This is a genomic window from Extensimonas perlucida (assembly GCF_007655255.1).
Classification (GTDB): Bacteria; Pseudomonadota; Gammaproteobacteria; order Burkholderiales; family Burkholderiaceae_C; genus Extensimonas; species Extensimonas perlucida.
The window spans coordinates 63,155-89,156 of the sequence record NZ_VMYE01000010.1; the positions used below are offsets into that span (position 1 = coordinate 63,155).

23 protein-coding genes are annotated in these 26,002 nt (G+C 67.4%); 9 read left to right on the plus strand and 14 right to left on the minus strand.

From position 1 onward, the window contains the following. The first annotated feature begins 138 nt into the window (after positions 1-138). The gene (locus FK527_RS10250) at positions 139-1,965 is read left to right on the plus strand and encodes a methyl-accepting chemotaxis protein (protein WP_144733149.1); all 1,827 of its coding nucleotides are present in this window, start codon (positions 139-141) and stop codon (positions 1,963-1,965) included. Positions 1,966-2,025: 60 nt separating this feature from the next. Here the strand turns inward: FK527_RS10250 and recJ are convergent, their stop codons facing one another. Beyond that, a complete protein-coding gene (gene recJ / locus FK527_RS10255) occupies positions 2,026-3,735 on the minus strand; it encodes a single-stranded-DNA-specific exonuclease RecJ (protein ID WP_144733152.1) in 1,710 nt (569 codons plus the stop codon). Then, positions 3,732-4,715: a phosphoglycerate mutase gene (locus FK527_RS10260; protein WP_144733155.1), complete on the minus strand. Its 984-nt coding sequence runs from the start codon at positions 4,713-4,715 to the stop codon at positions 3,732-3,734. Before FK527_RS10260 ends, recJ begins: the two co-directional genes overlap by 4 nt. 44 nt (positions 4,716-4,759) lie before the next feature. On the opposite strand from FK527_RS10260, the gene FK527_RS10265 reads away from it, so the two are divergent. Further along, positions 4,760-6,016 (plus strand): lipoprotein-releasing ABC transporter permease subunit, encoded by a 1,257-nt coding sequence (locus tag FK527_RS10265; RefSeq protein ID WP_144733158.1) that lies wholly within the window; start codon positions 4,760-4,762, stop codon positions 6,014-6,016. Further along, positions 6,009-6,725, plus strand: coding sequence for an ABC transporter ATP-binding protein (locus FK527_RS10270; RefSeq protein ID WP_144733161.1), 717 nt, complete (start codon positions 6,009-6,011; stop codon positions 6,723-6,725). The genes FK527_RS10265 and FK527_RS10270 overlap by 8 nt, the downstream gene beginning before the upstream one ends. Here the strand turns inward: FK527_RS10270 and FK527_RS10275 are convergent. Both FK527_RS10275 and ytfE read right to left on the minus strand, forming a co-directional pair. Then, on the minus strand, positions 6,714-7,160 hold the full coding sequence (locus FK527_RS10275) for a group III truncated hemoglobin (RefSeq protein ID WP_144733164.1): 447 nt from the start codon (positions 7,158-7,160) through the stop codon (positions 6,714-6,716). The genes FK527_RS10270 and FK527_RS10275 overlap by 12 nt on opposite strands. Before the next feature lie 12 nt (positions 7,161-7,172). Then, complete coding sequence (gene ytfE / locus FK527_RS10280) at positions 7,173-7,892, minus strand: iron-sulfur cluster repair protein YtfE (protein ID WP_144733167.1); 720 nt, start codon at positions 7,890-7,892, stop codon at positions 7,173-7,175. A 92-nt stretch (positions 7,893-7,984) separates the two neighbouring features. Between ytfE and FK527_RS10285 the strand changes: the two genes are divergently transcribed. Then, positions 7,985-8,494 (plus strand): RrF2 family transcriptional regulator, encoded by a 510-nt coding sequence (locus FK527_RS10285; protein ID WP_144733170.1) that lies wholly within the window; start codon positions 7,985-7,987, stop codon positions 8,492-8,494. Positions 8,495-8,550: 56 nt separating this feature from the next. Here the strand turns inward: FK527_RS10285 and serB are convergent, their stop codons facing one another. Then, on the minus strand, positions 8,551-9,432 hold the full coding sequence (gene serB, locus FK527_RS17555; RefSeq protein ID WP_246072741.1) for a phosphoserine phosphatase SerB: 882 nt from the start codon (positions 9,430-9,432) through the stop codon (positions 8,551-8,553). 293 nt (positions 9,433-9,725) lie between these two features. On the opposite strand from serB, the gene FK527_RS10300 reads away from it, so the two are divergent. Further along, complete coding sequence (locus FK527_RS10300; RefSeq protein WP_144733173.1) at positions 9,726-10,739, plus strand: sodium:calcium antiporter; 1,014 nt, start codon at positions 9,726-9,728, stop codon at positions 10,737-10,739. A 12-nt stretch (positions 10,740-10,751) separates the two neighbouring features. On the opposite strand, the gene FK527_RS10305 is transcribed toward FK527_RS10300, so the two are convergent. After that, a complete protein-coding gene (locus tag FK527_RS10305; protein ID WP_144733175.1) occupies positions 10,752-12,011 on the minus strand; it encodes a putative Na+/H+ antiporter in 1,260 nt (419 codons plus the stop codon). Positions 12,012-12,267: 256 nt separating this feature from the next. Here FK527_RS10305 and ftsH point away from each other — a divergent pair, with 256 nt between their 5' ends. After that, positions 12,268-14,082 (plus strand): ATP-dependent zinc metalloprotease FtsH, encoded by a 1,815-nt coding sequence (gene ftsH, locus FK527_RS10310; protein WP_144733178.1) that lies wholly within the window; start codon positions 12,268-12,270, stop codon positions 14,080-14,082. A 48-nt stretch (positions 14,083-14,130) separates the two neighbouring features. Here the strand turns inward: ftsH and FK527_RS10315 are convergent, their stop codons facing one another. The 6 genes from FK527_RS10315 to FK527_RS10340 all read right to left on the minus strand — a co-directional run bounded on the left by FK527_RS10315 (position 14,131) and on the right by FK527_RS10340 (position 21,376). Continuing rightward, entirely contained in the window at positions 14,131-14,739 is a 609-nt protein-coding gene (locus FK527_RS10315; RefSeq protein ID WP_144733181.1) for a DUF2889 domain-containing protein, read from the minus strand. 224 nt (positions 14,740-14,963) lie between these two features. Continuing rightward, the gene (locus FK527_RS10320) at positions 14,964-17,468 is read right to left on the minus strand and encodes a Lon protease family protein (protein WP_144733184.1); all 2,505 of its coding nucleotides are present in this window, start codon (positions 17,466-17,468) and stop codon (positions 14,964-14,966) included. Between the two features lie 617 nt (positions 17,469-18,085). After that, the gene (locus FK527_RS10325) at positions 18,086-18,295 is read right to left on the minus strand and encodes a hypothetical protein (RefSeq protein WP_144733187.1); all 210 of its coding nucleotides are present in this window, start codon (positions 18,293-18,295) and stop codon (positions 18,086-18,088) included. Beyond that, entirely contained in the window at positions 18,292-18,813 is a 522-nt protein-coding gene (locus tag FK527_RS10330) for an ATPase (RefSeq protein ID WP_144733189.1), read from the minus strand. The genes FK527_RS10325 and FK527_RS10330 overlap by 4 nt, the downstream gene beginning before the upstream one ends. Before the next feature lie 11 nt (positions 18,814-18,824). Next, the gene (gene hemH, locus FK527_RS10335; protein WP_246072742.1) at positions 18,825-19,958 is read right to left on the minus strand and encodes a ferrochelatase; all 1,134 of its coding nucleotides are present in this window, start codon (positions 19,956-19,958) and stop codon (positions 18,825-18,827) included. Positions 19,959-20,041: 83 nt separating this feature from the next. Then, positions 20,042-21,376, minus strand: a complete 1,335-nt coding sequence (locus tag FK527_RS10340) for a ferredoxin reductase family protein (RefSeq protein ID WP_144733192.1) — start codon at positions 21,374-21,376, stop codon at positions 20,042-20,044. Positions 21,377-21,660: 284 nt separating this feature from the next. Between FK527_RS10340 and FK527_RS10350 the strand changes: the two genes are divergently transcribed. The 3 genes from FK527_RS10350 to FK527_RS10360 are packed head-to-tail and all read left to right on the plus strand — an operon-like array spanning position 21,661 to position 23,557. Then, entirely contained in the window at positions 21,661-22,452 is a 792-nt protein-coding gene (locus FK527_RS10350) for an HAD family hydrolase (protein WP_144733197.1), read from the plus strand. Between the two features lie 29 nt (positions 22,453-22,481). Next, positions 22,482-23,348 carry a DUF2189 domain-containing protein gene (locus tag FK527_RS10355; protein WP_144733200.1) on the plus strand — a complete coding sequence of 289 codons (867 nt, stop codon included), beginning with the start codon at positions 22,482-22,484 and terminating at the stop codon, positions 23,346-23,348. After that, on the plus strand, positions 23,345-23,557 hold the full coding sequence (locus FK527_RS10360) for a DUF2788 domain-containing protein (protein WP_114482155.1): 213 nt from the start codon (positions 23,345-23,347) through the stop codon (positions 23,555-23,557). The genes FK527_RS10355 and FK527_RS10360 overlap by 4 nt, the downstream gene beginning before the upstream one ends. Here FK527_RS10360 and hpnE read toward each other — a convergent pair. Further along, entirely contained in the window at positions 23,548-24,993 is a 1,446-nt protein-coding gene (gene hpnE, locus FK527_RS10365) for a hydroxysqualene dehydroxylase HpnE (RefSeq protein ID WP_144733203.1), read from the minus strand. The two genes, FK527_RS10360 and hpnE, sit on opposite strands and share 10 nt — an antisense overlap. 5 nt (positions 24,994-24,998) lie before the next feature. Beyond that, positions 24,999-25,838 carry a presqualene diphosphate synthase HpnD gene (hpnD, locus tag FK527_RS10370; protein ID WP_144733206.1) on the minus strand — a complete coding sequence of 280 codons (840 nt, stop codon included), beginning with the start codon at positions 25,836-25,838 and terminating at the stop codon, positions 24,999-25,001. Between the last annotated feature and the right edge of the window lie 164 nt (positions 25,839-26,002).

Genomic DNA, 26,002 nt, shown 5'->3' on the forward strand with positions numbered 1-26,002 from the left:
GCCGTACTCGATTCGATGGCTGGGAAGTTGTAAAAACTTGCAAATGGAGTTCTTTAGAATCGCGAGGTCGCCAAGGTGTTGCAACACGAGTGCAAAAAGGTTGCTGCAGTGCTGTGTGGTTCATAGAAAGGAACAACGATGAAGTTCGGTGACTTGCGCGTGGCCCACAAGCTGTGGGGCTCGGTCATGGGGCTGCTGGCGATCATGCTGGCGGCCACTTTTTTTGCCCAGAGCAGGGCCAATGCGGTTGCCGACAAGGCTTTGCAGGACGTGGAGCGTTACGAAGCCGCCATCACGACGACCACGCGCTGGCTGGGCCTGACCGAGGTGGTGATGGAACGCTCCTTGGCCGCGCTGAGTGTCTATGACCCCGAAGCCGAAAAAACCCTTTTGCAAAGAAGCCTTGCCGACTCGGCGCGCGTGACGCAGCTGCAGAAAAAAGTGGGTGAGGTGCTGGCTTCGGATGCGGAGAAACAGGCTTACGAAAACGCTTCGAAAGCGCGGACCGACGCGCTGGCTTTGCTCAAGAAGGTGCGCGAGCTCAAGGCGGGTGGTGACAGGGAAGCCACGGCCGCCTTCGTGCAGCAGCAATTCATGCCTGCAGCGCAGGTCTTGCTCAAGGCCATGGACGACTTTCTCAAGGTGCAGCAGGCGCAGCGCGACGCGGCTGTAAAGCAATCCGAGCAGGCGCGCCGCAACACCATGCTCACGAGCTTAGGCGTCACAGCCTTGGTTCTGGCGCTCGGTGGCGTTTTGTGCGCGCTGCTGGTGCGCTCGATCACGCAGCCTTTGCACCGTGCAGTCGAGGCGGCACAGGCGATCGGCAAAGGTGACTTGAGCTTGACGCTGCAGACCCACCGCAAGGATGAATTCGGCGACCTGCTGCGGGCCTTCTCGCGCATGGTCGAGCATCTGCGCGGCGTGGTGACCGAGGTGCGCACGGGGGTGGATTCGGTGGCACTCGCGGCGAACGAAATCGCGCATGGCAACCAGGACTTGTCCGCGCGCACCGAGCAGACGGCCTCCAGCCTTGAAGAAACGGCGGCGAGCATGGAGCAGCTCACGGCCACGGTCTCGCAGTCGGCGGACACGGCGCGCCAGGCCAACCAGCTCGCAAGCCAGGCCGCGCAGGCGGCGCAGCGCGGCGGCGCGGTGGTGGGGCAGGTGGTGCAGAGCATGCAACAGATCACCGACAGCTCGCGCAAGATTGCCGACATCATCGGCGTGATCGACGGCATCGCGTTTCAGACCAACATCCTCGCGCTCAACGCTGCGGTCGAAGCCGCACGCGCGGGCGAGCAGGGCCGCGGTTTTGCCGTGGTGGCGAGCGAGGTGCGCAGTCTGGCCGGACGCTCGGCCGAGGCCGCGAAGGAGATCAAGGCATTGATAGGCAATTCGGTCGAAAACGTCGAATCCGGCTCGCAGCAGGTGGCGCAGGCCGGGCAAGCGATGTCTGAAATCGTCGCTGGCGTGCAGCGCGTGAATGACTTGATCGGCGAGATCACGGCTTCGGCCACCGAGCAGCGCGACGGCATCGCGCAGGTCAACCAGGCGGTGATGCAGCTCGACCAGATGACGCAGCAAAACGCCGCGCTGGTTGAAGAATCCGCCGCTGCGGCAGGTGCGCTGCGCGAGCAGGCACAGCACCTGGCGCAGGCGGTGGCCGTGTTCAATGTGGGCGCTGCAAGCAGTTCGAGCGCTGCAGGTCAGTGGGCCGCATCTGCCCAGGCGGCGCGGCCCGAAATAGCCCAAAATGCTTCTATCTCAGTAGCTTCAAGCGTAGGTATTTCGGGCTCTAGAGCCAGTTTTGGTACTCAAAAGAAAGCGTCATCTACTTCGCAAGGCTCCGCAGCCAAGAGCGCCGTCAAGCCAAAGCCGCAGCCCGCCAGCGCGCCGGCACCTGCGCCGCGCTTGGCTGCGGCTGCTCCTGCGGGAGCGGACGAGGGCGAGTGGGAAAGTTTCTGAGCCGGCTTGTTTCCGCCCCATCTGCGCGCTCCCGTTTTTTTATGTGGATAGCGCAGCCGCTCAGTCCGGCGCCCCTTCGATGACGAACTGCACGCGCCGCTCGCCGCGCCATTCGTTCACGTCGAGCCGGTAGGCCAGCAGCGCGCGCGCGGGCAGCGGCTCGGTGCGGCCGAACCAGATGGCATCGACGGGTTCGCCCTGGTGTTTGAGTTTGAGCGACAGGTGCTTGTCCTTGACCAAGCGCTGGCCCAGCACTTCGAGTTCTTCGCTGAACACGGGCGCGGCGAAGCCCTGGCCCCAGACTTCGCGCTGCAGCGCGTCGGCGAGTTCGGCGCGGCGGTATTCGGGCGCGAGCGGGCCGTCGGTTTCAAGCTGGCGCGTGAGCGTGGCGGGCTCCAGCCACTCCTGCGCCACCTGCGCGAGTGCCTGCTCGAAGCGCTCGAAATGCTCTTCGGCGATGGTGCAGCCCGCGGCCATGGCGTGCCCGCCGAACTTGAGCAGCACGCCCGGATGGCGCTTGGCCACGAGGTCCAGCGCGTCGCGCAGGTGAAAGCCGGGGATGGAGCGGCCCGAGCCCTTGAGCTCGTGCGCCTTGCCCGGCGCGGCGCTGGCGGCGAACACGAAGGTCGGGCGGTGCAGCTTGTCTTTGAGGCGCGAGGCGACGATGCCCACCACGCCTTCGTGAAAGTCCGGGTCGAACACGCTCACGGCGGGCGGCGGCGCTTCGGCGGCGTCGAACAGGTTTTCTGCGAGCGCAAAGGCTTGCGTGCGCATGTCGCCTTCGATTTCGCGGCGCTCGCGGTTGATGGCGTCCAGCGTCTGCGCGAGTTCCTCGGCGCGCGCCGGGTCGTCGGTCAGCAGGCATTCGATGCCCAGCGTCATGTCGGCCAGGCGCCCCGCGGCGTTGATGCGTGGCCCGAGCGCAAAGCCGAAGTCGAAGGTATTGGCCGCCTGCGCCTGCCGCCCCGCGGCGCGAAACAGCGCCGCCATGCCCACGGGCATGTGGCCCGCGCGCACGCGCTTGAGGCCCTGCGCCACGAGGCGCCGGTTGTTGGCGTCTAGCCGCACCACGTCGGCCACGGTGCCCAGCGCGACCAGCGGCAGCAGCGCGTCGAGCCGCGGCTGGTTTGTGGCGTCGAAGCGCCCGCGCGCGCGCAGCTCGCTGCGCAGCGCGAGCAGCACGTAAAACATCACGCCCACGCCCGCGAGCGCCTTGCTCTCGAAGCTGCAGCCGGGCTGGTTGGGGTTGACGATGGCGTCCGCGCTCGGCAGTGTGGGACCGGGCAGGTGGTGGTCGGTGACGAGCACGGCAAGGCCCAGCGCCTTGGCGCGCGCCACGCCTTCGACGCTCGCGATACCGTTGTCCACGGTGATGAGCACGTCGGCGCCGCGCGCCTGTACGCGCTCGGCGATCGGCGGCGTGAGGCCGTAGCCGTCGCTCACGCGGTCGGGCACGAGGTAATCGACGTGCCGCGCGCCCAAAAGGCGCAGGCCGCGCACGCCCACGGCGCAGGCGGTGGCGCCGTCGCAGTCGTAGTCAGCCACGATGCACAGGCGCCGGTCTTGCGCGATGGCGTCGGCCAGCAGCGTGGCCGCCTGCGCGATGCCGCGCAGGCCCTCGGGCGGCAGCAGGCGCGCCAGGCCGTCGTCGAGCTCGTCCTTGCTGCGCACGCCGCGCGCCGCGTACAGGCGCGCGAGCAGCGGATGCACGCCCGCCTGCTCGAGCGCCCAGACGGCCCGTGGGGGGATTTCTCTGTTAATGATTTTCATAGCGCATTATGCAGATCAGATAAGCGCAAAGGCCGAAAAATGCTCTGAAGGCGCTGCAGCCAATGGCGCTGTGCCGGGCCGAAGTGCAGGGCGCCGTTTTCACCACACAGCGTCAGCTGCACGGCCGCGCCGCGCTGCAGTTGCGCGTGCAATGCGGCCAGCGGGCCGGCGTCGAGCCGCTGCCAGGCGGCGGTCCAGGCAGGCCAGTCTTCGCGCAGCGCGGGCGCGCGCAGGTCTTCGGCCACGGTCACGGTGGCGGATGGCGTGGTGGCAGGGTCTGCGCGTGGCGTTTGCCAGTCTGCCGGCAGTGCGCCCGCGCCGTGCACCCAGAAGGCGTTGACGGCAGGCAGGCCCTGCGCCTCGCGCGCGGCGTTGAAAGGGTGGGTGTAGAGCAGCATCTGCACTTCGCTGTGCAGGCGCTGCAGGCGGCGCGCGGCGTCGGCGCTCGCCAGCGGCGGCAGCCAGTGGCGCACGTCGCGCCCGATGACGCGCTCGAATGTTGCCGTGGCGAGGTCGGCAAACAGCGCGCCTTGCGCGAGCCAGCGCGTGGGCTGTTCGTAGTGCAGCGTGATGCCGTCCTCGGCAAACCACGGCGCGAGGATGTCCAGCAGCGCGCGCGAGGCGGCTTCGTCGAGCCCCAGCGCGGCGTGGTCGCTGAGCGTCACATGGTCTGCGCCTATATGCCACAGGCACGGGCTCACGAAGGCCCAGGCTTGCGCGTCGGGTGCGTGCCCTTGCTCCACACGCCGCCAGGCCGCCCACGGAATGCGCCCGTCTGCGCTGGGCAGCCCGAGCGCCTGCGCCAAGGCGCGCTCGTGCGGCATCGAAAGGCTCTGGGGCGCGGCGGTGATGCTTGGGCCGGGCGCGAGGCGCTGCAGCAGTGCTCGCAGCATGGGCAGGTCCAGCGTTGGCAGAACCTGCGTGCAACCTGGAGCCGGGCTGAGTGCGTAAGGAATGAGCAGGTGCGAGGCGGCAGGCATGGGGCGATATTGTGCGGGACGGGATGCCACAATCCGCTCTGACCATGAACATTCCCTACGAGTTGGCCCTGGGCTGGCGCTACACGCGCGCGGGGCGCGCGACGCGGCGCAACGGCTTCATTTCTTTCATTTCAGGCGTCTCCATGCTGGGCATTGCGCTCGGCGTGGCGGCGCTCATCATCGTGCTCAGCGTGATGAACGGCTTTCAGCGCGACGTGCGCGACCGCATGCTCAGCGTGGTGCCGCACATCGAGATTTTTGCCCCGGGCGGCAGCGCCATGCCCGATCCAGCGCGCACCATGGCCGAGGCGCGGCGCAACCGCGAAGTCTTGGGTGCTGCGCCTTTCGTGGCGTCTCAGGCACTGCTGGCGCGCGGTGAGGACATGAAAGGCGTGATGGTGCGCGGCATAGACCCGGCGCTGGAGCCGCAGGTGACGGACCTGGCGCAGACGCTGCGCGACAGTGCGCTCACGCAGCTCGTGCCGGGGCAGTTTCGCGTGCTGCTGGGGCACGAGCTTGCGCGCGCGCTGGGCGTGGACGTGGGCGATATGGTGACGCTGGTCGCGCCCGCGGGCCAAGTGACGCCCGCGGGTGTGGTGCCGCGCTACAAGCAGCTCACGGTGGCGGGCACGTTTTCTTCGGGGCATTACGAATACGATGCGGCGCTGGTGTTTCTGCATATCGACGATGCCGAGCGCATTTTTCGGCTCGAAGGGCCGACGGGCGTGCGCCTCAAGCTACAAGATTTGCATCGCGCGCCCGAAGTCGCGCAGGAGCTTGCGCAAACCCTCAGCGGCAGCTTGCTGATCCGCGACTGGACGCAGCAAAACCGCACCTGGTTCGCCGCCGTGCAGATGGAAAAGCGCATGATGTTCATCATCCTCACGCTGATCGTGGCTGTGGCGGCGTTCAACCTCGTGAGCACGCTGGTCATGGCCGTGACCGACAAGCGCGCCGACATCGCCATCCTGCGCACGTTGGGCGCAAGTCCGCGCAGCATCATGGGCGTTTTCATGGTGCAGGGGGCGCTGGTGGGGGTGATTGGCACGTTCAGCGGCCTGGTGCTGGGGCTGGCCGTGGCGCTGAACATCGACGTCATCGTGCCCGCGCTCGAGCGTCTGTTCCACGCGCGCTTTTTGCCGCAGGACATCTACCTCATCAGCAAGATGCCGAGCGACCCGCAAAGCGGCGACATCGTGCCCATCGTGCTCATCTCCCTCGTGCTGGCCTTCGTCGCCACGCTGTACCCGAGCTGGCGCGCCAGCCGCATGAACCCGGCCGAGGCGCTGCGCTATGAGTAAATCAGACGTTCTTTCGTTTACGCCGCCCGTGCCCGGCCAGGTCGTGCTGCAGGCCACGGGGCTGGCCAAGCGCTTTACCGAAGGGCCGCTGGACGTGCGCGTGCTGCAGGGCGTCGATCTGGCGGTGCGCGCGGGCGAGACGCTGGCCATCGTCGGCGCCTCGGGCTCGGGCAAGAGCACGCTGCTGCACCTGCTGGGCGGGCTGGATGCGCCCACGGCCGGCCGTGTCGAGCTGCTCGGGCACGAGCTGGCCGCGCTCGGGCCCGCGCGCCAGGGGCAGTTGCGCAACCGCTGCCGGGGCGTCATCTACCAGTTCCACCACCTGCTGCCCGAATTCAGCGCGCACGAAAACGTCGCCATGCCGCTGCGCATCCGGCGCCTGCCCGTGGCAGCGAGCCAGCAGCAGGCGGCGCAGGTGCTTGCCGCCGTGGGTTTGCAAGAGCGCCTGCGGCATCGGCCCGCAGAGCTGTCGGGCGGCGAGCGCCAGCGCGTGGCCATCGCGCGCGCCCTGGTCACGCGCCCGGCCTGCGTGCTGGCCGACGAGCCCACGGGCAACCTGGACCGCACCACGGCGCAGACCGTGTTCGAGCTGATGCTGCGCCTGGCGCGCGAACAGGGCACGGCCTTCGTCATGGTCACGCACGACGAAAGCCTCGCGGCGCGCTGCGCGCGCGTGCTGCGGCTGGAGGCGGGGCGGTTACGGGATTGAGTGTGCAGCCTCGTCCCCACCATGGCTGTGCGGCGGCGGGGCGAAGGCCGGGCGCTCGTTGAAGTAGCCGGTATAGATCTGGCAAGCGATGCCGTGCGCTGCGCGCTGGGCCTGCTCGGCGAGGGCCGGGGGCAGGCAGCGCTCGGTGTGCTGCTGCCATAGCCGCGTCCAGGCGGCAAAGTGCGCAGGCGTGAGGCCGGGCAGGGCCATGTGTTTTTTGAACACGTCGCCGCGAAAGCTTTTGCTGCCGAGCAGCACCGTGCTCCAGAAATCCACCATGCGCGCGAGGTGCGTGTCCCACCGGTCTTTCAATATCCTTTCAAAAACCGGCCCGAGCAGCGGGTCTTGGCGCGCCTCGGCGTAAAAACCGTGCACCAGGGCGCGGATGTTGGCGGCTTGGGTGGGGTGGGTGGATGGTGTGGCGATCGCGGACATGGTGGAAGCATCTCAATGGCAGGCGCAGCCCGGCGCGGCGGCGGCTTCGAACTGCGGGAACAGCACGTTGTTTTCGAGGTGGATGTGCGCCACCAGGTCTTCGCCGAGCTGGGCGATGCCCGCATACAGCGCGCGCCAGGTGTTGCAGGCGTCGGCGGGCGGCGTGGCGTCGTCGGTGAGGGCGGCGAGCTTTTGCAACGCCGCGCCGTGCTCCACGTGCTCGCTGCGCATCACGCCGATGGGCTGGACGACGAAAGGGGCGCCGCCTGCGCGCAGCATGGGAAACAGAATTTGCTCTTCTTTTTGCATGTGCGAGAGCAATTCTGCCTCCATGGCTTCGAGCAGGTCGGCCAGGCCAGCGGGCACCTGCGGGTGCGCCCGGTGCACGGCCTCCACGCGGCGCGCCATGCGGATCAGCTCGGGCAGCTGCGCGCGGTGCACTTCGTGGTAGCGCGCGAGGATGTGGTCTATGAGCGCGCCGGGCGCGGTCGCTTCGGGCAGCGCGTTGCTGCGCTGCAGCGGGGCGATTTCTGCCAACACGGCCTCGGCGTCCAACCCTTTGCCCGCGGCGGCGCTGCGCAGGCTTTGCTGGCCGCCGCAGCAGAAATCGAGCTTGAGCCGGCGAAAAATTGCGGTTGCGCCGGGCCACTGCACGGCGATCTGGCCGATCGGCAGATCGGCACTCAAAGTAGGGACGCTTGCGGTGGTGGCGCTGGAGAGGGTGGCTTGCATGGGTCAACTCCTAAAGATGCATTCGACGTGAATATTTTATGCCATAAAATTCATGCAATGTTCATCTTTTGCTTGACGCAGTCCAAATTCCCATGCGCCTGACCCAGTGGACCGACTACAGCCTGCGCGTGCTCATGTATTGCGCGATCCATGCCGAGCGCGCGCAGCCCGTGACCATCACCGAGATCGCCGAGGTGCATGGCATTTCGCGCAGCCACCTCATGAAGATCGTGCAGGAGCTCTCGGCGCGCGGGCTGCTCGAGACCACGCGCGGGCGCGGCGGTGGTGTGCGGCTGCTGCAGCCGGCGCAGGCGATCGCGGTCGGCGCCGTGGTGCGCGCCACCGAGACGGACTTTGCGCTCGTGGAATGCTTCGATGCAGAGCGCAACCAGTGCCGCCTGCGTGGGCGCTGCCGCCTGCAAGGCGTGCTAGAGCAGGCGCTGGCCGCCTACCTGGCCGTGCTCGACGGCGTGACGCTGGCCGACCTGGTGGCCGAGCCGCAAACCTGGCAGGGCTTGCAAGCCTTGCCGATACCGTTCGCGGTCGCGCCTGGCGTGGCAGGTGGGAAGACAGAGGTTTGCTCTGCCCAGAAATTTGAATGAAATTGGCTGCTAGCGCTTGATGGACAAGCGCTAGCAGCTATCGAAAGAGAAGTTCTTCAAGGCCGCACGACTTCGAGCAGCCGGTCCAGCCCGCCCTCGTTTATGGCCACATGGGCCTGCGCGCGCACCACGGGTTTGGCATGGTAGGCCACGGCCAGGCCCGCGGCGGCCATCATGGGCAAGTCGTTGGCGCCGTCGCCCACGGCAATGGCCTGCGCGCCGGTGCAGCCTAGGAGCCTGTCGGACTTTGGAGTCGTCGGCTGCGAATGCGCCGCAGCGGCCCATTTTTTACCGTCTTCTTGCCCCATAGTGCCGCTATGGGGCGGCGAATCCGGCAAAAACTGGCCTCGCTGGGGCGCATTCTCGCTTTCGACGCCCAAAGCCCGACAGGCTCCTAGTTGCGCGCAGGTGGCCAGCAAGGTGTCGCGCTTCATCGCGCCATCGACGATGTCGCCCCAGGGCTGATCGACCATGCGCCCGGTGAGCTGGCCGTCCTCGACCTCCAGCACGTTGGCGCGCACGAAGTCCATGCCCAGCCGTGCAGCCACGCGCTCGGCAAAAAAGGTGAAGCCGCCCGACACCAGCAGGGTTTTGAGCCCCGCGGCCCGGGCGACGGCGATGAGCTCCTGCGCGCCGGGGTTCAGGCGCAGGCGCTCGGCGTAGATGCGCTCCATGTCGGCCACGCGCACGCCGCGCAGCAGGGCCACGCGCCGGCGCAGGCTCTCCTTGAAGTCGGCAATCTCGCCGCGCATGGCCGCCTCGGTGATCGCTGCGACCTCGGCCTTGCGGCCCACGGCGTCGGCGATCTCGTCCACGCATTCGATGTTGATCAGCGTGGAGTCCATGTCGAAGGCGATGAGCCTGTAGTCCGCCAGACGCAGCGGCGGCTGGATGCCGCGCACGGTGAGGCCGGGGGCGAATTCGATGGCTGGGGTCATGGGGCAGGTCGAAAAAACGAAGCCGCGTATCTTAGACCCCCGCCGCCGGGGCGCGGCGCTGCCGATGCGGCCTTGGCGTGCAAAGGCGGCAGGTGTACACAGGTGCAGCGCAGCATCATGGCGGCGTTCGTGGTGCACTATTGAACAAATAGCTGATGACGCACTTGACCACTGCATGAAGTCCGAATTCGATGCGGATTCGGATCGCGTTGCCGCGCGCATGGGCAAGCGAATCGGTCGGGCAAGAGCGCGGGTCCTAAACTCCCCCGGCACTGGCCGAAAGAGGAGAAGTCATGCCTGCATGGTTGGAAGTGTGGCTGCAATTTGCGTTTTGCGTCGTCGTGATCGGCTTTGCGGGCGTGCGCCTGATCCGCTATGGCGATGCGATCGCGGCGTGGACGGGGCTGTCGCGCAGCTGGGTGGGCGTGATTCTGGTGGGCACCGTCACCTCGCTGCCCGAGCTGGTGACGGGCCTGAGTGCGGTCACGGTGGCGCAATCGCCCAACATGGCGGTCGGCGACGTCCTGGGCAGCTGTGTGTTCAACCTGGCCATCCTGGCGCTGGTGGATGTGGTCTATCGCCGTGGCGCCGTGTACGCCGTGGCCAGTGGCGGACATATTTTGTCGGCGGGGTTTGGCGCCATCCTGCTGGCCATGGCGGCGCTGGTAATGCTGGCCAGCACCCTGGGCTTTCTGCCCAGCGTGGGCCATGTCAGCTGGGGCAGCCTGGTGCTGCTGGCACTGTATGCCCTGGCCATGCGCACCCTGTACCTCGCAGAGCAGCGCGATCGCCCCGCGGCCGAGGCGCAGCGCCCCGCCGTATCCCTCATATCCCTCAAGGTGGCGCTGACCGGCTATGCGCTGGCGGCCATGGTGATCGTGGGCAGCGGCATCTGGCTGCCCTTGATCGGCGTGGAACTGGCGCGGATCATGGGCTGGTCGGATTCTTTCGTGGGCACCTTGTTCGTGGCGCTGGCCACCTCGGTGCCGGAGCTTGCCACCACCTGGGGGGCCGTGCGCATAGGCGCCATCGACCTGGCCGTGGGCAATCTGCTGGGCAGCAATCTGTTCGACATTTTGATCCTGGCCATAGACGACATCGCCTTTCGGCCCGGCGTGTTGTATCTGCGCGTGGCGCCCATCCACGTGTTGTCCGCGCTGTGCGCCTGCGTGATGAGCGGCGCCGTGGTGGTGGCGCTGGCTTACCGGCCCGTCTCGCGTGTGCTGCACCTGGGCAGCTGGGCCAGCATCGCGCTGCTCGGTTTGTACCTGCTCAACGCCCTGCTGCAGTTTTCGCACGGCCAATGAGGCGGCGGCGCTTCACAGCACCTGGAACGCCAGCACGGCCACGAGCGTGGGCGGCAGCGCGGCGATCAGCAGGCCCAGCGGGTGGATGGCGTTGTCGGCAAATTTTTCCTTGAGGATGGCGGCGCCCGCGGGGTTGGGGGCGTTGGCAATCAGCGTCAGGCCGCCGCCCGTGACGGCCCCGGCAACCAGCGAGATTTTGAAGTCCAGGCTCAGCCCCTCGACCAGGGTGCCCAGATAGGTCAGTGCGGCGTTGTCGGTGATGGCCGTGAGCGCCGCCGCCGCGAAGAACACCGTGTGCGCGTCCAGGCTGGTGAGCACGGGCTGCAGCCACCATTGCTGCAAGCCGCCCAGCACCACCAGCCCCGCCAGGAAAAAGGCCACGAGCAGGGCCTCGCGCAGGATCAGCGGGTTTTGGTGTTGCGGGTACGCTGCGGTAAAGCCCAAAAAGAACAAAAACAAGCCCATGAACACCGTCGGGTGGTGCGCAAACACCACCACCAGCGCCAGAAACAGCAAATGCACGAGCACCACGGACAGCGGCACATGGGCTTGCTTGCGCGCAGGTTTGGCGGACATGTGGGCAACTTCGGCGCGAAACAGCAGCATCGCCGAGGCCGCGTTGAACACCACGGCCAGCGCCGCCTTCCAGCCAAAATGGCCCAGCATGAACCACAAGTCCCAGTTCCAGGTCGTGGCCACCATGAGCACGGGCGGCGCGGCAAACGGCGTGAGCGTGCCGCCGATGGAAATATTCACGAACAGCACGCCCACCGTGACGTATTTCAGCTTGGACGACACCTGGCGCGAAAACAGCAGGTCGCGCAGCATCAGCGCGGCCAGGGTCATGGCGGCGGGCTCGGTGATGAACGAGCCCAGCAGCGGCACGAAGGCGAGCACGAGGAAATACATCGCCATGCCGTCCGGCAGCGGCAAAAAACGCGCCACCAGGCGCACGCTGGCCCCGGCCAACTCCAGCACCGGCCGCGTGCCCGCGATCACCATGATCGCGAAGACGAACATGGATTCGGTGAAATTGCGCGACTCCAGGTAGGCCGTGGCCTCGTGCGTGCCCAGCAGGGCATACATGCACAGCATCAACACCATGGCCCAGAAGCCGAACACCACCTCGACCTCACCGAGCAAATGCCAGATGCCCGCATGCCGCGGCTGCGTGTGTGCAAGGTGCTCGAAGAGCTTGGTCGAAAACGTGTGCAGCACGGCCAGGCCGAACAGCACGGCGCCGATGAGCTGGATCGTGGTGGGGGCTGTCATGGGTGGTATTGCAAGGGGCGGTGGAGGTGAGGCGTTTGGCGCAAGCCGGTCAAGGCAGGCGGCGAACCATAGCAGCACGCGGGTGGCTTGGGCGCATGAAAAAACCCGATATCCACATGTTTCTGTAGGGGGCTGAGGCATGCCCGTGATACTGTTCCATGAAGGAGAAGCACGCCATCACGGCCGACTTGTCTTGCAGTTACGATGACCGGCCCCCAGTTTTGCGGGGCGAAAAACCAAAAAAGAGGAGCGGACCATGGATTCCAAACAACGCTGGAATGCGACGTACTGGCTGATCGCCCTGCTGGCCATATTCGCGCTGCAGTCGATCTGGCAGACGCGCCAGATCGAGCCCGTGCCCTACAGCGAGTTTGAAAAGGCGCTCGCCGACGGCAAGGTGGCCGAGGTGGTGATTGGCGAGCGCACGCTCACGGGCCGGCTCAAGCAGCCCGAAGCGAACGGCAAGACGGTGCTCGTGGCCACGCGCGTCGAGCCCGACCTGGCAGAGCGCCTGTCGAAGTACGACGTGCCCTACACGCGCGTGGTCGAGAGCACGCTGCTGCGCGACATCATCAGCTGGGTCGCGCCCGCGGCGGTGTTTCTGGCGCTGTGGTACTTCGTGTTCCGGCGCATCGCCGAGAAGCAGGGCGGCATGGGCGGCTTCATGAGCATAGGCAAGAGCCGCGCCAAGGTGTATGTGGAGCAGGACACGGGCGTGCATTTTGCCGACGTGGCCGGCGTCGATGAGGCCAAGGCCGAGCTGCAGGAGGTCGTGGCCTTTCTCAAAGACCCCAAGGGCTACGGCCGGCTGGGCGCGCGCCTGCCCAAGGGCATTTTGCTCGTGGGCCCGCCGGGCACGGGCAAGACGCTGCTCGCCAAGGCCGTCGCGGGCGAAGCCGGCGTGCCGTTTTTCTCGATCTCGGGCTCGGAGTTCGTCGAGATGTTCGTGGGCGTGGGTGCGGCGCGCGTGCGCGACCTGTTCGAGCAGGGACGGGCCAAGGCGCCGGCCATCATCTTCATCGACGAGCTCGACGCGCTGGGGCGCGCGCGCGGCGCCGCGGGCCTCGTGGGCGGGCATGACGAGCGCGAGCAGACGCTGAATCAACTGCTCGTGGAGCTCGACGGCTTCGACAGCTCCTCGGGCCTGGTGCTGCTGGCCGCGACCAACCGGCCTGAGATTCTCGATCCGGCGCTGCTGCGCGCGGGCCGCTTCGATCGCCAGGTGCTCGTGGACCGGCCCGACAAGAACGGGCGCGTGCAAATCCTCAAGGTGCACGTGCGCAAGATCAAGCTCGATCCGGCGCTCGACCTGGAGCAGGTGGCGGCGCTGACCACGGGCTTTTCGGGCGCCGACCTGGCCAATCTGTGCAACGAGGCCGCGTTGTGTGCGACGCGGCGCGGCGCCGAACTTGTCACGCTGGCCGACTTCACGGCCGCGATCGAGCGCATCGTCGCCGGGCTCGAAAAGAAAAACCGCGTGCTCAACCCGCACGAGCGCGAGGTCGTCGCCTGGCACGAAATGGGCCATGCGCTGGTGTCGCTGGCGCTGGTGCAGGACCAGGCGATCCACAAGGTATCCATCATCCCGCGCGGCATAGGCGCCTTGGGCTACACCATGCAGCGGCCCACGGAAGACCGCTTTTTGATGACGCGGCCCGAGCTCGAGCACAAAATTTCGGTGCTGTTGGGCGGGCGCGCGGCAGAAAAGCTGGTGTTCGGGCAGCTCTCCACGGGCGCCTCTGATGACCTTGCCAAGGCCACCGACATCGCGCGCGACATGGTCACGCGCTACGGCATGGTCGAATCGCTGGGCTACGTCGCCTGGGAGCCGCCGCGCGCGCAGTTCCTCGATGTGCCGCAATACGGCCCGAGCGGCCCGCAAGCCAGCCAGGCGACCCTGCAGCAGATCGACGAGGCGATCCGCGCCATCGTGATGCAGGCGTTCGATGCGGCCACCGAGATCCTCACGCGCAACCGCCCTGTGCTAGAGCGCTGCGCGCACGAACTGCTCAAGCGCGAAACGCTCGACGAAGCCGCCTTGCGCGAGCTCACGGCAGACTTGCAGCGCTGAGCAGCTTGCGCCGTCCGCGCATTGCCGCTGTGCTGCCTGCCTTGGCTCTCACGGCTGTGCAGCGGCTGCGGCAGCGTCCCCGGCGTGCTCTTGCGCGGTTTTGGGCGCCGTCGATTCGGGCTGGATGTAAAAGCGCGGAAAGTGCTCGCGCACGGTGCTGCCGCGGCGGTCCCAGCCCACGCACTGGTCGAGGTAGCGCGGTGGCTCGTCGGGGTGGGTGGTGGCAAAGCTCTCGCCAAAACTCTGGAAGGTCGCAGTGGCGAGGTTGAACAACAACTCGCGCAGGTGCGTGCAACTGGCCACGCCACCAAGGTTGTGCTGGATCGCCTGGCGCCAGCCGCGCCCCATGCTGCAGCCCACCATCTTCTGCAGCGCCGCGGCGGCTTGCGGACATTCGGCGACCGGCACGCTGTCCATGGAGGTTTCGATGGCCTGCACGACCAATTGGGTATTCACCGTCACGCGCAGCCACATGTGGTGTATGGGCGTGTCCGCAGGGCGCATGCCGCCCGTGCGCAGGTTGCGCGTGGGCATGGGTTTGACGTCCTGCAGTTCACCTTCGATGTCCCACAGACCGTCTTCGCGCTGATAGCCGTGATAGACGACGGTGCGGGTGTGTTGCAGGGTACGGGGGGAAGAAGGAGGGCTCAAAGGCATGTTGGAAGGTTCTCGAATCGGCAAAAAAGGGCGGGCAATTCGTGGGCGAAGCTGCTCGCCACAGTGCGGCTTTGGTGCGAAGCGCGCTGCATGAGGACGCAGGGCCACGGGGCACAGGGTTGTGTGCGAATTGTGCGGCAAGCGCCAGTTTTATGCAGATGGCTCGGGATACAACCTTCATTTGCTACCCTAAAAGTAGCTTTCCATGCGCTTCCTGTCTAGGTTTATGGCATTTTTTGCTTAGATTTTTCAATGCCTCTTCCGCCTAGGGGCAGTCCTGCCGCGCCCCGCCGTGGCCGCAGCGCCGCCATGGCCTGGCGGCAGGCGCGCCGGTAGGCGAGCAAAGTCTGCTCGGCCCGTGCGAGCACGGAGGCCGTGCCGCTGGGTTCCACGCCAGGCCCTACGCCGGGCTCCATGCCCGAGGGTGCGCCGGTCAGCAGTGCGATGCCGGCGCTCACGTGCTCCACGGTGTGGACGTGGAACTGTCCGCGCTCCACGGCCTGCAGCACTTCTTGATCGAGCATGAGGTGGTGCTGGTTGCGCGCCGGGATCAGCACGCCCTGCGTGCCGTCGAGCCCGGCGTGCGCGCAGGTGCGAAACCAGCCCTCGATTTTTTCGTTGATGCCGCCCACGGGCAGCACTTCGCCGCGCTGGTTGAGCGCGCCCGTCACGGCGATGCCCTGGCGCAGCGGCAGGCCCGAGAGCGCCGACAGCAGCGCGTACAGCTCGGCGCACGAGGCCGAATCGCCCTCGATGCCGCCGTATTCCTGCTCGAACACGATGGAGGCGTGCAGCGCCAGCGGCGCCATGTGGCTGAACAGCGCCATCAGGTAGCTGTGCAGGATCAGCACGCCCTTGTCGTGGATGGGGCCGGACATGTCCACCTCGCGCTCGATGTTCAGCAGCCCCTCGTGGCCCGCGTAGGTGCGCGCCGTGATGCGCACCGGAAAGCCGAAGCGGTAGTCGCCCAGGTCGATCTGCGTGAGCGCGTTGATCTGCCCCAGTGCCGCGCCCTGCACGCTGATGAGGCGCTCGCCGTCCGCGATCGACTCGTGCATCTGCTGCTCGGGGTAGTTGTGGCGCAGCGTGCGCGCCTGCAGCGCGGCCAGCACGTCGGGCGGCTCTACCAGATTGGCCCCGCGCGCGCGGCACAGCGCTGCGCTTTCGAGCACCAGCGCCTCGGTGTGCGCAAACAGCGCGCTCTGGTAGCGCTGGTCTTCGGCCTCGCGGTGGCTTTGTTCGAGCAGCAGCGCCACCGCCGGCGCGCCAAAGTGCGGCAGGCCGCGCTTTTGGCAGCTGCGCGCGACGAAGATGCTGCTCGCGCGGTAAGTCTCGGGCGTGGCGGCAAAGCGCTCGGCAAAGTCCACCTTCACGCGAAAGCGCCGCGAGGTCTCGGGGTCGCCCTCTTGCAGCGCGTAATACTCCTCGACCGAGCCGATCAGCACGATCTTCACATCGACATCCACAGGCTCGGGCTGCAGCGCAATCGCCACCAGCGGGCCGGGCACGGTCGCGCCGCCTTCCTCGATCTGCAGGCGGCTGCTGCGCAAAAAGCGGCGCAGCCGCTCCCACAGGCCCTCGTCGCCGAGCAGGTCGCGCAGGTGCAGCAGCAAAAAGCCGCCGTGCGCCTGCAGCAGGCTCCCCGCGCGGATGTTGGAAAAGTCGGCCACCAGCATTTCCGATTCGGCCTGGTATTCGATGCTGCCGAACAGGCTGCGCAACTGCGGGTTGTCTTCGACGATCACGGGCGCGCCGCTGCGGCCTGCGTTGTCCACGGCAAGGTTCACGTGGCAATGCGCGAGCAGGTCCTCGAGCGCGGCCTTGCGCTCTTCCTCGCTGCTGCCGGCTTCGGCGCCCGCTTGCGCTGGCTCGAAAAGGTCGAGCTGGTCCAGCAGCTCGCGTTCTACCTGATCGAACCAGCGGCCGAGCTTCACGGCGTCCTTGATCTGCTTTTGGAGCTCGCGGCGGATGTCTTGCAGGTGGCGCTCCAGCAAAGGTACGATGGTCTGGCGCCGCAACTTTGCCATTGCCTCGTCGCGCGCTTGCTCGAGCGGGCGCATGGTGTCGAGAAAGCGCGTGATTTCGGCGCGCAGCTCCTGCTCAGCAGCCTCGATCGCGGCGCGGCGCTCGCGCGTCAGGGCATGGGCCTCGTCCTCGGTGAGCGGCTGGCCGCGCGCGCTCAGCAGCGTGAACACCATGCGTCCGTCCTCGCGCGTGAGGCGAAAGTGCCGCGCCTCGGCAAACGCATCGAGCGCGGCAAAAGCCTGCGCCTCCTGCGCGTGCCAGTCGCGCTCTATGCGTTCCAGCTCGGCCTTGTAGTCGGGCGCCGCGAGGCGCTTGGGGATTTCGCTCTGCAGCGCCTTGGTCAGCTCGGCCATGGCCTGGCGCAACTGCCGCCCCTGGCCCGCAGGCAGGCGCAGCGCGCGCGGATGCTCGGGCGCGTCGAAGTCGTGCAGGTAGCACAAATCGGGCGGCACCGGACGCTTGGCCGCCGCGTCCTGCATGGCCTGGCGCAGCAAGGTACTGCGCCCGCTGCCCGTCTCGCCGAGCACGAACAGGTGGTAGTCGGGCTGCTCCATCGCCAGCCCAAACGCCGCTGCCGCCCGCGCCCGCTCCTGGCCGATCCAGGGCAGGGGCTGGTCTTGCAACTCGGCAGTGCTGGCAAAGCCGAGCGACTCGGGGGCGATGCGCAGGCGCAGTTCGTGGGGGGCGAGGAGGCGGGTGGGCATGGAGAGGGGGCAGGCTGCGGGGTGGCAGGGCGTAGGAAATTATGAATAAATCGGCTTGTAGCGCTTATAAATACGGCGTAAGTAGCTACGTAATAAATAGTATTTTGGGAGTGTGGCGCATGGGCGGCCGGCGCGTGCGGCGTCTTGCGGATAGCCGTGTCGCCGGCTGGCGGAAAGCGGAACATCAAGGCAGCGGCGGCAAAGTCTCACGCAGGGAATCCTGCGCACGAACCCGCATTCTCTCGCGGGCCTGCTGTCAGCGCAGGCGCTTGCCGAATGTTTTAACCCAAATTGTTCATTAGGCGGCGCTTCGCGCCTACGCGGGCGCTGGCGGACGTCTGACGGTCATTTTGGCCGCGGCTTCGGCGTCCATGGCGCCGGCCATGGACTTCTCAGCCGCAACCAAACTGCCTCGCCACCCGCCTCGCCATCATCCCGCGTCCTAATGAACAATCTGGGTTTAAGAGAAATTGGCACCTTGCGCTTATACATCAAGCGCTGATAGCTGCTAATACAATAGCAATTGCGCATAAGAGCAAGAAATATTGCACTCTGGGCAATGCCGGATCGAGCCCGAGTGAAACTGCGTGTGCAACACACGCATGATCAAAAAATGCTCAGTGTGCGTCTGTGGCTTGGGCGGGTGTGTCATCCCTCTGTCGCAGCGCCTCTGCTGGTATGCGGACGATGCGGCCAGCCTGCACGAGCACGATGGCAGTATTGGTTTGCATGGCCGTCTGGCGTGCGAGTTCGGCGGCGCGCTCCAGCGCCGCCAAGGATGCCGCCAGGATCGGGTCCTTGGCTTGGGTGATGTCTTTGGTGCTCATATGTTTTCTCCCCATTCGCGCAGCACGGGGCTGGGGCCGGCATTGTCGTACAGCGCCCAGTTGCGCACCAAGGCGCGGTAATGCTGTTGAAAATTGAACAGGCCAGCGGCGAAGCGGCGGCGGATGACCGATGGCGGGATGTCATGGCCGCCCTGGTGCACGCGCTCGGCTACACGCGCGATCGCGGTATCGGCATCGGGCAAGGACAGAAAAAACAGGCTGCTGTGATAGCCGAGTGCATGCCATTGGGCGATGTGGCGCACGTAGCTCAGGCCGGACAAAGTGGTTTCAAAAGCGAAGCTTTCACCGCGCTGCACGCAGGCGGCCATTTCCTGCAACATCAGGCGCCCGGCGCGGATGGCGACGGCTTCAGGTGTAAAGGGCGACAAGCCTGCCGCGATCAGGTCGGCGTTGATGAAGCGCGGGCAATGCGCTTCATGCGGCAAAAAGGCGCGGGCAAAAGTGGTTTTGCCCGCGCCATTGGGGCCAGCGATGATGATGACGCGCGGATTGTTCATGCGATTTTTGTTCACCGCCCCACCGCAGGGCAAGCCCCCTCGGGCGCGCCGCCGGCGATGGCGTGGGCGCGGGCCTGGGCTTGTTGTTCGGCGCTGGCGGTTTGCGTGGGCCAGCCGCTCAGGTGCTGCTCGGCGATCTGGCCCAGGGCGGCGATCCAGGCCGGGCTGTCGTTGAGGCAGGGGATGTAGTGGAACGCCTGGCCGCCGGCCTGCAGGAAGGCGGCGCGCGCTTCCTGGTTGATTTCTTCGAGCGTCTCGAGGCAGTCGCTGGTAAAGCCCGGGCACAGCACATCGACGCGGCGCAGGCCGCCTTGTGCGAGCGCGACCAGCGTGGGCTCGGTGGCGGGTTCGAGCCAGCGCGCGCGGCCAAAGCGCGACTGGAAGGTGACTTGGTGCTGCTCAGGGCGCAGCCCCAGCCGCTCGGCCAGCAGCCGCGCGGTCTTGCGCGCTTCGCAGTGGTAGGGGTCGCCCAGGTGCAGCGTGCGCTCGGGCACGCCGTGAAAGCTCAACACGAGTTTTTCGCCGCGGCCTTCTCTTTTCCAGTGCGCTTCGACCTGACGCGCGAGCGCTTCGATGTAGGCAGGATGGTCGTGGTAGTGCTGCACCAGGCGCAGCTCGGGCACCCAGCGCGTGCGCGCGGCCCAGGCGTGCACGGCGTCGAACACGCTGGCCGTGGTGCTGCCGGCGTACTGCGGGTACAGCGGCAAGATCAGGATGCGCGTGGCGCCTTCGGCCTTGAGCGCGTCGAGCTGGCTGGCAATCGAGGGGTTGCCGTAGCGCATCGCCGCGCGCACCAGCACCTGGCTGCCGCGCTCGCCCAGCCAGCCGCGCAGCAGCGTGGCCTGCTTGTCTGACCACACGCGCAGCGGCGAGCCCTCGGGCGTCCAGATGCTCGCGTATTTGGCCGCCGACTTGGCCGGCCGCGTGCGCAGGATGATGCCGTGCAGGATGGGCCACCAGACGAGGCGCGGAATCTCGACCACGCGCGGGTCGCTCAGAAATTGCGCGAGGTAACGCCGCACCGCGGGCGCCGTGGGCGCGTCTGGCGTGCCGAGGTTGCACAGCAAAACGGCCGTGCGCGCGGCCTGGCCGTGGGTGTAAGCGGGTTCGGGGTGGAAAAATGCCATGCGGGTATTTTGTGGCATGGCCGGCTTGGCCCGGCCGCCGGGCGCGCAATGGCCTTGCGCTGCTTGGGCCTGGGTGGGTGGCTGTGGGCAGCGCTCAGCGTTCAGCGCAGCTCGAACAATTCCTGGTGGAAGTCCTCGGGCGCGAGCCCGCGCGCCGTGAAGCCGCTGCGCAGCGCTGCGCCGAAGCCCGCAGGGCCGCAGAACCAGATGCTGGCGTTGTGCCAGTCGGGCACGGTCTGGCAGATGCGTTCGGCGTCCAGCCGGCCATCGCGCGGGCTTATCAAGATATGCAGCCGCACCTGGGCGGCTGCTGCGGCCTGGCGCAGTTTGGCCAAAAAGTTCTCGTCGGGCGCGCTGGTGCTGTAAAACAGGTCGATGGTCTTGGTGCGCAGCGCGGGCGCGTCGGCCAGCGCCAGCAGCCGGGCGATGAAGGGCGTGACGCCTATGCCGCCCGCGACCCAGATCTGGCGCGGCTGGCTGCACTCGAATTTGAAGCGTCCGTAAGGCCCTTCGACCTTGACCACGTCGCCCACTTTCACGGTGTCTGGCAGCTTGCTGGTGTAGTCACCCAGACCTTTGATGAGGAACACCAGCCGGCCGTCGCCGCGCCAGCTCGAAGAGATGGTGAAGGGGTGCGCGCCTTCGGCGTCGTCGAAGGTCACGAAGGCAAACTGCCCGGCCTCGTGCCCGGCCCAGCGGTCTTTGAGCTGGATCACCACCTGCAGCACCTGGTTGTCGGTGTGGCGCACGAGCTGCGCCACCTCTCCCACGGCCTGGCGGCGTAGCCCCACGCGGCGCAGCAGCGAGACGCAGGCGGCCACCGTGCCGCCCGCCATGAGCAGCGCCATCACAGGCCCGAGCGGCGAGCGCCAAAAGCCCGTGTCGAGCAAGATGAGGCCGTGGAACACCAGCACCAGATAGACCACGGCCATCAGCCGGTGCGTTTGGTAGAAATAGCGGTACGGAAAGCGCTTGACCAGCGCCAGCCCGATCAGGATCACGGCCGCGTAAAACGCCCATTCGCCCAGCGACTCGGCCAGGTGGCGCTGTGCCTGCATCCAGCGCAGCAACTCGCTGGCCGGCTCAGGCCGCGGCTGGCGTGCGGGCCGCTCCAGCAGGCCCCAGCCGACCAGCCACTTCGGCGCCTTGGCCCAGAGCCAGTGCAGCACGGCCACCACCAGCGCGGTGATGCCCAGCCACTTGTGCAGCCGGTACATCTTGTCCAGCCCGCCCAGAAAGGGCTCTATGCGCACGGGGCGCAGCGCAAGCATCATGCCCACGCTCATCACGCCCAGGGCCACGATGCCCGTGCCCTGCACGAGCGAGCCGCGCAGGCCGAAAAAGCTGTAGGGCTGCGCGAGCAGCGGGTCGGCAAATAGCCACAGCGCCAGCAAAATCAGCAGCACGGCGGCGTACAGGCGTTGGACGTTTTTCATGGCAACTCCTTGACGGCAAGGCAAAGGATACGCCCCGGGCATGAAGCGAATCTGAAGCTGCACCAGAGAGCCCGCGGCTTGCGGACGCGCTATGAGTGGCGCTATGGACAGCGCTTGCGCAGGCAATGGCGCCTGGCAGGGCAGGACAGGGCAGGGCAGGGCAGGGCAGGGCAGGGCAGGGCAGGGCAGGGCAGGGCAGGGCAGGGCAGGGCAGGGTAAAAGCGCCACGCGATTCGCAGCGCCGGCGGCTGCGTTATCCTCCGCCTGCCTCCGCTTGTCCGCCCATGTCAGCCGCCCTCGACCTTTCCCGCATCCGCGTCGTCTCGCTCGATCTCGACGACACCCTCTGGCCCGTGGCGCCCACGATCGCTGGTGCCGAGGCCGCGCTGCGTGACTGGCTGGCCGCGCACGCGCCAGCCACCGCCGCGCTGCACGCGCGCCCCGCGGCCGTGCAGGCCTTGCGTGCGCAGGTGGAGCACGATCGCCCCGACCTGCGCCACGACCTCGGCGGCCTGCGGCGCGAGACTTTGCGCCGCGCTTTTCTGGCCGCGGGCGACGACCCGGCCCTGGCCGAGCCGGCCTTCGAGGTGTTTTTCGCGGCGCGCCAGCGCGTGCAGCTCTACGACGATGCGCACGCGGCGCTGGAGTTTTTGTCGGCGCGCTTTGCCGTCGTCGCGCTCTCGAACGGCAACGCCGACGTGCACCGCACGGGCGTGGGCCGGCACTTTCGCGCGGCCATCGCCGCGGGCGCCGTGGGTGTGGCCAAGCCCGATGTGCGCATCTTTCACGCCGCCGCGCAGGCGCTGGACGTGCCGCCCGCCGCCGTGCTGCACGTGGGCGACGACGCCACGCTGGACGCACTCGGTGCCCTGCGCGCGGGCATGCAGGCCGCGTGGCTCAACCGCAGCGGCGCGCCCTGGCCGCATGGCGCCGAACACATGCCGCACGCCACCGTGCCAGACTTGACGGCGCTGTGCCGGCTGCTCGCGCCCGTATCCGCACCCGTATCCGCACCCGTATCCGCACCCGTGCCCGTGCCCGTGCCCGTGCCCGTGCGCCGCGATGCTTTGCCCTGATTCTTTGCCCCGTTTGCAATGAGGTTGCCATGCTCTTGTTCCATCCACCCCCTTTGCCCGCCGTGCGCACCATCGGCTGGATGCAGCCGCTGCACTGGCTCGCGCTCGGCTGGCGCGACATGGCGCGCGCGGGCTGGGTGAGCTTTGCGCACGGCCTCGCGCTGGCTTTGTTCGGCGCGCTCATCGTGGCCGTGGCGCACGACCGTTTCTGGCTGCTGGCCGGGGCGCTGTCGGGGTTTTTGCTCGTCGCGCCCATGCTCGCGACCAGCCTGTATGCGCTGAGCCGCGCGCTCGAGCGTGGCGAGCCGGCCAACTTTGCCACCGTGCGCGCCACTTGGCTGAGCTGGCAGCGCAGCCACCGCGGCGTGTGGGACGGCAGCTACTGGTGCCTGGTGCGCTTTGGCCTGTTGCTGGCGCTCGCGGCCACGGGCTGGGTGCTGGTTTCGGCGGCACTCATCACTTTGCTGGCGCCCGTGCCCATACGCACGCCCATGGACTTCATCCACCACGTGGTGCTCGCGCCCGACGGCACGCTGTTTGCGCTCTGGCTCGCGCTGGGCAGCCTGCTCGCAGCGCCGATTTTTGCCTCCAGCGTGGTGTCCATGCCCTTGCTGCTCGACCGCCGCGCGACGCTGCCGCAGGCCGTGCTCACGAGCTGGCAGGTGGTGGTTGCCAACCCCGGCCCCATGGCGTTGTGGGCGGTGCTGATCGCGGGCTTTACCTTGCTCGGGCTGGGTTCGCTGCTGCTGGGGCTGATAGCGGTCATACCCATGCTCGGGCATGCGAGCTGGCATGCGTACCGCGATTTGGTCGATGCGTCCAGCCTGCCGCCGCGCGGCCCTTGGGCCGACGCCGCACGCGGCCCTGGGTGCGGCGGGCAGGAGGTGCGCGCGTGATCTTTGGCTATACCGAGGAGCAGCTCGCGAGCTTCTTCCTCACCTACGGGGTGGCGGCGTTCATCCTGTTCATGCTGTTCATCATCGGGCACCTGGCCTGGGAGTCCAAGGCCGGGCGCTTTGGCACGTTCGTGCTGTTTCTGGGCTTGGGCCTGGGCTTCGTCGGCTTTTTGGCCAAGTTCATCATCCAGTGGTGGTTTCAGCGCTGAGCCAACCACTCGGCGGCCTGCTGCCCCGCCGCCGTGCCGCTGCGCACCGCGCCTTCGAGCGTCGCGGGGTAGGGGCCCGCGACGTAGTCGCCGCAGGCCCACAACCCCGGCAAGATATATGCGGGCGGGCGCTGCAAGGCGGGTGTGCAGGCAAAGGTGGCGCGTTTTTCGACCACGGTTTGCACGGCGTGCAGCGGGCCCGGCAAAAGGTGTGCGAGTTGCGCGTGTGCTTGGGCGAGCACTTGCTGCTCGATCTGCGCGCGCGTGCCTGCCAAGGTATCCGCCGCGCTCACGACGAAAGCCAGCAAGCCCGGCGGGCCGCCAAGCGCGCCGCGGTCGAACACGAATTGCGCGGGCTGGGTGGCGCTGCTGCGCAGAGCGAGCAGCGGCTGCGGCAACACGCCTTGCGCAGCAGCACCACGCGCCTTGCGGCGCACGGCGCCGATGGCGGCTGGCAGGCGATCCGGCTGGGCACATTGCGCATACACCGTGGCGATCGCCGTGTGGCGCAGCGCCTGCGCGCAGGTTGCCCAGGCGTGCAGCGCGGGGCGCTCTGCGCCGGGGGCCGTGTCTGCCGCACAGCCTAGGAGCCGCGCCGCCGCGCCCGCCGAGGTGGCCAGCACCACGGCGTCGAAGCGTTCGCCGTCGAGCAGCCAGCCTGCGGGCGCACCTTCGCGCTCGCCGCTTCCGTCCTCGCGCGCGAGCCGCTGCACGCGCCGCCCCGTGTGCAGCGCGCCGCCGTGCGCGCGCAGCCAATGCGCTGCGGGCGCGGGGAACAGGCTGCCGAGGTCGGTGCGCGGCAGCAGCAGGTGCGATCCGCCGCGGCCACTGAACAGGCTGTCGTGCAGCACGCGCAAAAACACTGCGCCGCTGGCCTCGTGCAGGGGCGTGTTGAGCGCCGACACGCACAGCGGCGCGATGAAGTCTTCCACCAGCCGCGCTGGCAGCCTCGCGCACAGTTGCGCCACCGTGGCATCCGGCGCGCAGGCAAAACCGCTGCGCTGCCACGCGGAGGCCAGGCGCAGCAGCGCCCACTTGTCGCGCCAGCGCCATCCGCGCGCCGTGGCGATGCCCGCGAGTGCGTCCCAGGGTGGCGGCAGATCGGGCAGCTGCAGGCCACCGCCGTCGGCAAAGCGCAGCGCGAGCGGCAGGCGCAAAAGCGCAGACTCGGGCGCCACGCCCACCAGGCGCATGAGGCGCAGGCATTCGCTGTAGGCGCCGATCAAAATGTGCTGGCCGTTGTCTAGTGGCGTGTCGGTGTTTTTGGGGTCAAATAAGGCTCTAGCCCTTCCACCAATTGCGTGAGCAGCTTCCAAAACAATAGCTTCGTGCCCGGCCTGCGCCACGGCCAGCGCTGCGGCCATGCCGGCCCAGCCGGCGCCGACGATGGCGATTTTGCGGCGCGCGGGCGTGGCTGTCGCGTTTGCGTTTGCCATCGGGCTCACATACGCCCGAGCGCCTGCACCTTCCAGGCGAGCCAGAACTTGCGTAGCGGCGTGAGCTGGATGCGCTGGTGCAGCACCTGAAAATTCTCGTGCGCGATCTCGCGCAGCAGCGTGCGGTAGATGCTGGCCATCATCAGGCCGGGCTTTTGCGTGGCGCGGTCGGCCGCAGGCAGCAGCGCCAGCGCCTCGTCGTAGCAGCGCTCGGCGCGCTCGGCCTGAAAGCGCATCAGCGCCGTGAAGCGCTCCGAGTATTGGCCCTGCAAAATCTCGTGGGCCTTCACGTCGAACTGCTGCAACTCGGCCACGGGCAGGTAGATGCGCCCGCGCCGCGCGTCCTCGCCCACGTCGCGGATGATGTTCGTGAGCTGCAGCGCCAGGCCCAGCTTGTGCGCGTATTCGGTCGTGCGCGCGTCGGTCTGGCCGAAGATGCGCGCCGCCACCTCGCCCACCACGCCGGCCACGAGGTGGCAGTAGCGCGCCAGCCCCGCAAAGTCGAGGTAGCGCGTTTGCTCCAGGTCCATGCGGCAGCCCTCGATCACGGCCTGCAAGTGGTGCGGTTCTATGCCGTACGCACTGCAGTGTGGCAGCAGCGCCTGCATCACCGGGTGGCTGGGCTGGCCCGCAAAAGTGCGCGCGACTTCGCCCTCCCACCACGCGAGCTTGGTCTGCGCCACACCCGCGTCCGAGACCTCATCGACCACGTCATCGACTTCGCGGCAAAACGCATAAAACGCCGTGATCGCGGCGCGCCGCGGGCGGGGCAAAAACAAAAAAGCGTAGTAAAAACTGCTGCCCGAGGCCAGGGCCTGCTGTTGTACGTATTGCTGCGGCGTCATGGGCTGGGGATTGTCCCATGCGGGTGACGCAGGGCGCGGCGTGCCTTCTCTTCGCCTGATGCTTGACATAGGGCAATGTGAGGAAATCGTTTTTTGTTAGAAAATGCTACAAATTCGTCTGAGGCACCATGTTCAACAATATTCGTATCACCAAGCGCTTTGTT

Bases quoted from the DNA above. Each gene is read 5' to 3' on its own strand.
- FK527_RS10355 (WP_144733200.1), top strand. From the start codon at position 22,482: ATGCTCTTGTTCCATCCACCCCCTTTGCCCGCCGTGCGCACCATCGGC.
- recJ (WP_144733152.1), bottom strand. From the start codon at position 3,735: ATGAAAATCATTAACAGAGAAATCCCCCCACGGGCCGTCTGGGCGCTC.
- FK527_RS10350 (WP_144733197.1), top strand. From the start codon at position 21,661: ATGTCAGCCGCCCTCGACCTTTCCCGCATCCGCGTCGTCTCGCTCGAT.
- FK527_RS10270 (WP_144733161.1), top strand. From the start codon at position 6,009: ATGAGTAAATCAGACGTTCTTTCGTTTACGCCGCCCGTGCCCGGCCAG.
- FK527_RS10340 (WP_144733192.1), bottom strand. From the start codon at position 21,376: ATGAAAAACGTCCAACGCCTGTACGCCGCCGTGCTGCTGATTTTGCTG.
- FK527_RS10265 (WP_144733158.1), top strand. From the start codon at position 4,760: ATGAACATTCCCTACGAGTTGGCCCTGGGCTGGCGCTACACGCGCGCG.
- hpnD (WP_144733206.1), bottom strand. From the start codon at position 25,838: ATGACGCCGCAGCAATACGTACAACAGCAGGCCCTGGCCTCGGGCAGC.
- FK527_RS10275 (WP_144733164.1), bottom strand. From the start codon at position 7,160: ATGTCCGCGATCGCCACACCATCCACCCACCCCACCCAAGCCGCCAAC.
- FK527_RS10285 (WP_144733170.1), top strand. From the start codon at position 7,985: ATGCGCCTGACCCAGTGGACCGACTACAGCCTGCGCGTGCTCATGTAT.
- hpnE (WP_144733203.1), bottom strand. From the start codon at position 24,993: ATGGCAAACGCAAACGCGACAGCCACGCCCGCGCGCCGCAAAATCGCC.
- FK527_RS10260 (WP_144733155.1), bottom strand. From the start codon at position 4,715: ATGCCTGCCGCCTCGCACCTGCTCATTCCTTACGCACTCAGCCCGGCT.
- FK527_RS10250 (WP_144733149.1), top strand. From the start codon at position 139: ATGAAGTTCGGTGACTTGCGCGTGGCCCACAAGCTGTGGGGCTCGGTC.
- FK527_RS10315 (WP_144733181.1), bottom strand. From the start codon at position 14,739: ATGCCTTTGAGCCCTCCTTCTTCCCCCCGTACCCTGCAACACACCCGC.
- FK527_RS10300 (WP_144733173.1), top strand. From the start codon at position 9,726: ATGCCTGCATGGTTGGAAGTGTGGCTGCAATTTGCGTTTTGCGTCGTC.
- FK527_RS10330 (WP_144733189.1), bottom strand. From the start codon at position 18,813: ATGAACAATCCGCGCGTCATCATCATCGCTGGCCCCAATGGCGCGGGC.
- ytfE (WP_144733167.1), bottom strand. From the start codon at position 7,892: ATGCAAGCCACCCTCTCCAGCGCCACCACCGCAAGCGTCCCTACTTTG.
- serB (WP_246072741.1), bottom strand. From the start codon at position 9,432: ATGACCCCAGCCATCGAATTCGCCCCCGGCCTCACCGTGCGCGGCATC.
- hemH (WP_246072742.1), bottom strand. From the start codon at position 19,958: ATGCCACAAAATACCCGCATGGCATTTTTCCACCCCGAACCCGCTTAC.
- ftsH (WP_144733178.1), top strand. From the start codon at position 12,268: ATGGATTCCAAACAACGCTGGAATGCGACGTACTGGCTGATCGCCCTG.
- FK527_RS10325 (WP_144733187.1), bottom strand. From the start codon at position 18,295: ATGAGCACCAAAGACATCACCCAAGCCAAGGACCCGATCCTGGCGGCA.
- FK527_RS10305 (WP_144733175.1), bottom strand. From the start codon at position 12,011: ATGACAGCCCCCACCACGATCCAGCTCATCGGCGCCGTGCTGTTCGGC.
- FK527_RS10320 (WP_144733184.1), bottom strand. From the start codon at position 17,468: ATGCCCACCCGCCTCCTCGCCCCCCACGAACTGCGCCTGCGCATCGCC.